Below are 7,613 nucleotides of genomic sequence, written 5' to 3'. Positions count from 1 at the left end.
TATTTAATTAGGCACAGAAAAATTTAGTGCCGTAGCCCAGCGACAGATGGTAGTACCTGCACCAATTTATATACAAAAAGTGTGCAGGGACTACCAGATGGAGACATTGGGAGGCGGTACGTTAAGAATTTTTATGTGCCTTCCTTGATTTTAGCTCAAAAAGTCAAGTGTTTGAGTTCAAATACAGAGTTAGTTTTGACTTTTTTAGCTATTTAATTAGGCACAGAAAAATTTAGTACCGTAGCCCAGCGACAGATGGTAGTACCTGCACACATTGTTTATTATACGTTACTATACTCTATTTTTCTCTCTTTAAAGTGCACCGACTTTAGGCCGATGAATTCCACCAAATCCTGAGCCATTTTAAAATTCATGCCCACATCCTCTGCCCTATGGGCATCGGAACCAATGGTCACATACTGCCCTCCCAGCTCCTTGTACCGGGCATAAATCATCAGCAATGATTCGGCCACAGCCTTGCTGCCCAGCCGACGGGTATTCAGCTCCATCAGCGTTCCCGTCTCCAGCACATTTTTCAGCACCAGATCCACCAAATCATGATACTCCTTATAGCCAATTTCCTTATCCTCATAGGGAGAATAACGGCTGATATAATCAATATGTCCCAGCACATCAATATAGGAATTGGCCTTTACCATGTCCGCCATTATTTCCAGATAACGGCCATAGGCCTCCTCCTTTTTCTTCCCATCATAATATTCAGGATAATACAAATCCAGCTTGTCAATGGCATGAATGGAGCCAATTACCTGATCAAAGGGCACCTGACTGATAAATTGCTGATTGGCCGTAATACTGCCTGGGGTCAGTCCCACCTCCACCCCCAGCAGCAGTGCTTCTCCCCTGAGGGCTTCATAGCTCTCCCAGTATTTCTTGGCATCAAAAAGGAAGTCCATCTCCTTGTAGTGCTTGGACTCTTTGTAATCAAAATCGTAATGCTCCGTAAATATGAGGCCTATGCCCAATTTGCGGGCAGCCTCAATGGCATCCTCCGCCTTCATTTCCGAGTCAGAGGAAAATTCCGTATGGGAATGACAGTCATAAATCATATTACAGCTGCTCCTTTGCCTGCTTCAGGGCCTTGGACAGCTGATCTGGGCAGGAGGTTGGACGGGCACCGCAGCGGATACCTTCCACTCTGCTGATGACTTCATCAATGTCCATACCCTCAACCAGCTTGCCGATACCCTGAAGGTTGCCGTTGCAGCCGCCTACTACCTTGAGATTATGGATTTTGTTGTCCTCGATATCGAATTTCATAAGACGGGAGCATACTCCCTGGGGTGCGTATTCAAAAGCACTCATAAAAATCCCTCCTACATATATTTACACAACAAATATTTAGTATATTACATTTTATCCTGAGTGTGGGCTGGTGCTGGTAGATTGAACATTTAGTCACGGTACGTTAAGAAGCTTTTTCTTGCTCTACCTTGATTATAGTGGAAAAAATCATCTGTTTGAGCGAGCCCTCCAAGGGCGAAGCGAGTTATGATTTTTTACACTATATAAAAGCAAGAAAAAGTTTTAGTGCCGGGACGACGTGAAAGCTACCAGCACTAGCCCACAATAAATTTTATACCAGATTACTAACTACCAGCGCATCAGCCAGGGCTGCGAATTCTTTTAGAGTGAAGGTCTCACCACGGCGGCCACTATCGATACCGCTCCTAACAAAGGCTGCCTCAATGGCAGCTTTGGTGAAGCCCGCCCCCTTCAAGGCGTTGGCAATGGTCTTGCGCCGCTGGCCAAAGGCTGCCTTTACCACCTTAAAGAACATCCTTTCATCCTTTACCTCCACAGCCGGCTTTTCCCGCACATCGCAGACTATAACCACAGAGTCTACCTCCGGGGCCGGTATGAAGGACCGGGGGGGCACGTCAAAGGCAATATGGGGCCTGGTATAATACTGCACCGCCACCGACAGGGCACCGTAGGCCTTGCTGCCCGGCTTGGCAATCATGCGCAGGGCCACCTCCTTCTGCACCATGGTCACCAGAACGCTGATGGGCAAATGCTTTTCCAAAAGCTCCATCAAAATGGGGGTGGTAATATAATATGGCAGATTGGCAGCCACCTTAAAGGGCCCCTCTCCCATAAGCTCAGGAATATCTACCTTCAATATATCCCCCGGCACTATGCGCACATTATCATAGCCGGCCAGGGTCTCGGCCAAAACAGCGGGAAGCTTTTTATCCAGCTCCACGGCAGTAACCTCTGCCCCGGACTCCGCCAGTCCCTGGGTCAGGGTACCAATCCCCGGGCCGATTTCCAAAATCCTGTCCCCGGGCTTGGCCCCAGCCGCCTCCACAATCCCCCGGACTATATTGGCATCCACCAAAAAATTCTGGCCCAGCCGCTTACTGGCCCGAAGATTGAAGGCCTTCATAATATGTCTGGTCACACTGGGATTAGCTATGGTGGCCTTTAGCCCACCCAGCTTTAGTCCCTTGCCCTCATTAAGCTCCCTGTCCAGCTCCTTATCCAGGTTTAAGCTCATTTAATTATCCACCTCCTCTGCCAGGGCCGCCTCAAATTCCTCTCTGGTGACCCCATAATGGTTCAGCCTTTTTAAAAAGGTTTTGGCGTTGGCATAGCCGATACCCAGCCTTGCGCCCATACGGGCCCGCCGCTCACTGGCTCCGGCCCCGCCGCTGATACCAGCCTTTATAAGGTCAGCCCCATTAAATTCATTGCTGGGCTCCCAATTTAACGTGCGCACCTTTTCCAGGGCCTTGCGTATAGCCTCCGGGGAGGCCTGCTCAATGCCAATATCGTCATTGGCTGTGGCCTCCTCCACCGGCACAAAGGCATGCTTGGCCTTGGGACAGCGGCGGGTAACATAGGTACGGATACGCTCCCCGGCACTGTCCGGGTCCGTGAGAATGATAATGCCCCGCTTTTTGTATGCTTTTTCTATGGAATCAAGGCAAGCCGGCTTTAGGTTAAAGCCCTCGGTGATGATGCAGTCAGCCTCAACGGCTTTGTTGATGGCCACCACGTCCATTTTGCCTTCTACTACTAAAACTTCTTTTATCATATTTTCCCTTCATTGCATAAAAATATTGTATTATTTCGCTAAAGGCCGTGGGCTGGTGGATTGAATATTTAGTGCCGGGACGGCGTGAAAGCCATCAGTCCACTGTCGTTTATAAAAGTATTATATTATTTCACTAAAGACCGTGGGCTGGTGGATTGAACATTTAGTACCGGGACGTTAAGAAACTTTTTATTGCTATACCTTGATTATAGTGGAAAAAATCATCTGTTTGAGCGAACCTTCCAAGGGTGAAGCGAGTTATGATTTTTTACACTATATAAAAGCAAGAAAAAGTTTTAGTGCCGGGACGGCGTGAAAGCCATCAGTCCACTGTCGTTTATAAAAGTATTATATTATTTCACTAAAGACCGTGGGCTGGTGGATTGAACATTTAGTACCGGGACGTTAAGAAACTTTTTATTGCTATACCTTGATTATAGTGGAAAAAATCATCTGTTTGAGCGAACCTTCCAAGGGTGAAGCGAGTTATGATTTTTTACACTATATAAAAGCAAGAAAAAGTTTTAGTGCCGGGACGGCGTGAAAGCCATCAGTCCACTGTCGTTTAAAGGTATTTCTTCACAGTATCATACACGTCGGTATGAATGGACTCAATGCTTCGTGGCTGGCCATCCTTACTGCAAACAACTTTTTTCCAGCCGTATTTGTCCGCCACCCAATTATAGGCAGCATGACATCTATGGAGATAATCCCTGTCCCTTTCGTGAATATCCTTTTTACGATCCGCATTATGGGCTGCCCGTTCATTAATTAAACGATCACTAACAGCCGGGTCCATATCAAGATATACCACCACATCAGGCACCGGCAGCTTCAGCCTGCCAAATTCAAAATCCCACAGCCAGGTAAGGAATTCCTCCCGTTCTGTTAGATCGGTCAGCTTCACCGCCTGATGGACCATATTGGAGGTGGTATATCTGTCGGCCAGGATAATCATCCCCTCCTCATAGGCCCTCTTCCAGTTTAAATGGAAGGAGGCGTACCGGTCCACGGCAAAAAAGGTGGAGGCACCGTAGGCATCCACATCCTCGGCATGTTCACCGAACCTTCCTCCCAGATACATTTTCACCAAGGCTGATGAATCAGATTTATAATCCGGGTATTCCACCTTCATCACCCTATAGCCATCCTTTGTCAAGTGCTCCATAAGGGCCTGGGTCTGGGTGGCCTTCCCGGAGCCATCCCCCGCTTCTATAGTAATCAATTTTCCCTTTGCCATATGTTACTCCTCATCCACCGTTTTCCCCGCTCCGCTGACTAAGCCTTCCTCCTGGTACCATTGGTTCCTTCCCCTTTGGGACCAGCTCATTTCATTTGGGTCCCAGGGGAAGGCTCAACAATCTGAATGTATTCCAACGAACTGTCCCCAGGGCCCACCACTCTCATACCGGCCTTCATCTGCCTCTGCACAGCCCCAATAAGCTCTGCCCTAATTTTTTCCCCGGGGCATAATACGGGCACCCCCGGTGGGTAAAAGGTCACGGTCTCTGCCGCAATACAGCCCGCTGCTTCCGTGAATTTTACTCTTTTCCTTGTTTGGTAAAAGGCCTCTCTGGGGCTTAAGGCCACCTCATTGGCGGTAAATAACCCCATTGGTACCACCGGCTTTTCTGCCCGTTCCCTGCCATGCTCTGACGCCAGAAGCTTCAGCACCGCCAACAGGCGGTGGGCCCTTTCTTCCGTATCCGCCATGGAAATGATAAACAATAAATTATTATTGTCTGACAGCTCGCACTGTACCTTGTATTCATGACGCAAAACCAGCTCAGCCTCCGGTCCCGGCAAACCGATCCCCCTCAGGTTAACAATTATTCTGGTGAAGTCAAGGGCCACGGTGGCCGTGCCCTTAAGTATTTCCTCCCCTACGCAGTACAGACCGGAAATTGTATTGATATTATCCCGCAGCCACCGGGAAAGACCTACAGCCCGTTCCAGTCGCTCCACCCCTTCAGTGGCCATCTGCAGCCGGGCAATATCCAGGGAGGCCAGCAGCAGCTGATTGGGACTGGTGGACTGAAGCAACGCCCCAGCCTCCCGTATTCTTTCACCGGAAACCCGATTACTGCCTATGTGGAGCATGGAGGTCTGGGTCAGGCTGCCCAGCACCTTATGGGTACTTTGAGCCACCACATCCGCCCCCAAATCCAGGGCCTGCCGGGGCATTCCCCCTATATTTTGGGCAAATTTCAAATGGGCCCCGTGGGCCTCATCCACCAAGAGAAGCATATTGTGGTCATGGAGAATAGCTGCTATTGCCTGCAAATCCCCTGCCATGCCGTAATAGGTGGGGTAGACCGCAATTAAGGCCCTGGCATCCGGATTTTCCGCCACCGCCTTACGCACTGCAGCAACTGACAAGGCCCCGGCTATCCCCAAGGCTTCCACAATCTCCGGAACAATGTATATGGGCTGCGCCCCGGCCAGAATTATCCCCCCAATAATGGAGCGATGGGCATTGCGGGGTACCAGCACCGTATCCCCGGGCCGAAGGGTACCAAGCAGCATGGCATGAATGGCACCGGTGGTACCGTTAATCATAAACATGGTATCCTTGGCTCCCCACAGTCCGGCTGCCAGAGCCTCCGCCTCCTTTATACAACCGGAGGGGGAATGCAGGTCATCCAGCTCCTCCATTAGAGAAACCTCCTGTCGCAATCCTTCCGGCGTTATGAGCTGCTTTAACCGGGGGTGAGCCCCCAGGCCCTGCTTATGGCCCGGGGTATGAAAAGCAAGGGCGCCGTCCCTGGCATATTTGTCCATTGCTTCAGAAATCGGCGCCTCATTTTGATTAAGTTTACTGTTATTTTCTCGGGTAATATCCTCAAGCATAAATCACAAAACCTTTATGATAATAAGCTTCCTGCGAAAGATAATTTCGCACTACGCCATTACAACGAAAGACTTATTCAGGTGGAATTTCAGGCTCCACCCTGATTTAGGGGAAGCTTGCCCCTTAACCTGGGATTAACGGGGCTGAGGGTACGGCATTTTAATATTCACCCTTGTTCCCTTCCCCGGCTCTGAGGCAATGGTAATGGAAGCACCGATAATACGCGCCCGTTCCTCCATACCGATGACCCCAAACCGGCCTTCACCAGTAGGATTACGCCGTTCCTCCGACAGGGTTTCCACATCAAAGCCCTGGCCCTGGTCAGAAACCATAATCGCCAGATGATCCGCCGTAAACAGCATACGCACGCTGGCATGATCCGTTCCCGCATGGCGGTGCACATTATTCAGTGCCTCCTGGACGATACGGAAAATCGTAACCTCCACATGCTTATCAAATTTATATTCCTTGCCATCTATCTGCAGGTCGGCATTAAGCACCTCCCGCTCAGCCAGCTTTTTGGTCAGCTGACACAGGGCCGGTATCAGCCCCAGATCATCCAGGGTCATTGGCCGCATATCAAATATTATCTGCCGCACATCCGCCAGACAGGTACGTATTTGACGACGCAGCTCCTGGAGACTGGCCTTGGCTTCATTAGGCCGGGTATCCACCAGACGCTCCACCACCGAAGCCTGATAGATGAGATTGGCCATTCCCTGGGCCGGACCATCATGAATCTCACGGGAAACCCTGAGCCGCTCGTTTTCCTGCGCCTTGATAATCTGCATCCCCAGAAATTTATTCTTGGACACGATTTCCATCTGGGTGACCACATCACTCAACTGTGACGTAAGGTAGCCAATAACCGAGCCCAGCTTGGTAGCCAACGTCTCCGCCATGCGCAGGGTCTTCTCCATGCTGTAAAGGCGCAGTTCCAACCGGTCGCGCTGACGGCGGGTCTGATATTCTTTTTCCTTGGCAATGGCCAATTTTACCTGAACAGTCTTCACTGCCTCATAGCTGGCCCGAATCCGATCCTCTGAATAATTGGAAAAATTGCCACTGACCTGAACCAGCTTTTGTTTTTCCTTCTGCTCCTCACGCACCAGCACATCCACTTCGTCCTGCAATTTACGGGTCTGTTCCTTAAGCTCCTGCAGCATCTTGCGGGTAGACTCCACGTCATCCTTGGTATTTTCGTATATCTCAAAAATCTGGCCCTTGCTGCCCTCCATGGACTCTATGCTCTGCTTAAAGGCATCACGAAGCAGACGTTCACCTTGACCATCATCTATATCAAAGCCTTCTGATAAATTGATGTTCACGTTCCAAAAACCTCCCACTCTTCCTTAGATTAATTGTAACGTAAACCCCATTGCAATGCAAAGTATTTTTCGCAGATGATCGAACTATCTTTGCCACCACTTTATACTGAAGGTCAAAATGAGACTTGCATTTAATTAAGAATACTATTAAAATCGTATATGGTTATGTCTATTTTTCATACAAGGAGAGTTCGCAGTTTATGGGTATATTTGACAGATTTTTACCAAAGAAAAAACCAGTTGAGATAAAAAACAACATTCCCAAGGAAAAGGAAAGCATCAAAAAATCCTTTGGCGTATATTGCAACAAAAATCACGGCACCAAGGGCGAAAAGCTTTGTCCGAAGTGTACTGCTCTCTTGGCCATTGTCGT

The 7,613-nt window shown here is 49.2% G+C and carries 7 protein-coding genes and 1 pseudogene; 1 reads left to right on the top strand and 7 read right to left on the bottom strand.

The window, feature by feature from the left end; all coding sequences use genetic code 11:
• Window positions 1-281: 281 nt before the first annotated feature.
• The 7 genes from Q0Y54_RS10465 to Q0Y54_RS10435 all read right to left on the bottom strand — a co-directional run bounded on the left by Q0Y54_RS10465 (window position 282) and on the right by Q0Y54_RS10435 (window position 7,240).
• Window positions 282-1,070 carry a histidinol-phosphatase HisJ family protein gene (locus tag Q0Y54_RS10465; protein ID WP_297967427.1) on the bottom strand — a complete coding sequence of 263 codons (789 nt, stop codon included), beginning with the start codon at window positions 1,068-1,070 and terminating at the stop codon, window positions 282-284.
• 1 nt (window position 1,071) lies between these two features.
• On the bottom strand, window positions 1,072-1,326 hold the full coding sequence (locus Q0Y54_RS10460; protein ID WP_037330146.1) for a TIGR03905 family TSCPD domain-containing protein: 255 nt from the start codon (window positions 1,324-1,326) through the stop codon (window positions 1,072-1,074).
• A gap of 271 nt (window positions 1,327-1,597) precedes the next feature.
• On the bottom strand, window positions 1,598-2,410 hold the full coding sequence (gene rsmA, locus Q0Y54_RS10455) for a 16S rRNA (adenine(1518)-N(6)/adenine(1519)-N(6))-dimethyltransferase RsmA (RefSeq protein WP_297967430.1): 813 nt from the start codon (window positions 2,408-2,410) through the stop codon (window positions 1,598-1,600).
• Between the two features lie 111 nt (window positions 2,411-2,521).
• Entirely contained in the window at window positions 2,522-3,061 is a 540-nt protein-coding gene (rnmV, locus tag Q0Y54_RS10450; RefSeq protein ID WP_297967424.1) for a ribonuclease M5, read from the bottom strand.
• Window positions 3,062-3,626: 565 nt separating this feature from the next.
• Complete coding sequence (locus Q0Y54_RS10445) at window positions 3,627-4,301, bottom strand: thymidylate kinase (RefSeq protein ID WP_297967420.1); 675 nt, start codon at window positions 4,299-4,301, stop codon at window positions 3,627-3,629.
• 86 nt (window positions 4,302-4,387) lie between these two features.
• A complete protein-coding gene (locus tag Q0Y54_RS10440) occupies window positions 4,388-5,911 on the bottom strand; it encodes an aminotransferase class I/II-fold pyridoxal phosphate-dependent enzyme (protein WP_297967418.1) in 1,524 nt (507 codons plus the stop codon).
• Between the two features lie 135 nt (window positions 5,912-6,046).
• Window positions 6,047-7,240, bottom strand: coding sequence for a sensor histidine kinase (locus Q0Y54_RS10435; protein ID WP_297967415.1), 1,194 nt, complete (start codon window positions 7,238-7,240; stop codon window positions 6,047-6,049).
• A gap of 200 nt (window positions 7,241-7,440) precedes the next feature.
• Between Q0Y54_RS10435 and Q0Y54_RS10430 the strand changes: the two are divergent.
• Window positions 7,441-7,613: pseudogene (locus tag Q0Y54_RS10430) on the top strand (nitrous oxide-stimulated promoter); the annotation flags it as partial.

It is taken from the genome of uncultured Anaerovibrio sp. (genome assembly GCF_947302755.1).
Classification (GTDB): domain Bacteria; phylum Bacillota; class Negativicutes; order Selenomonadales; family Selenomonadaceae; genus Anaerovibrio.
This window is presented reverse-complemented; position numbering and strand designations above follow the sequence as displayed.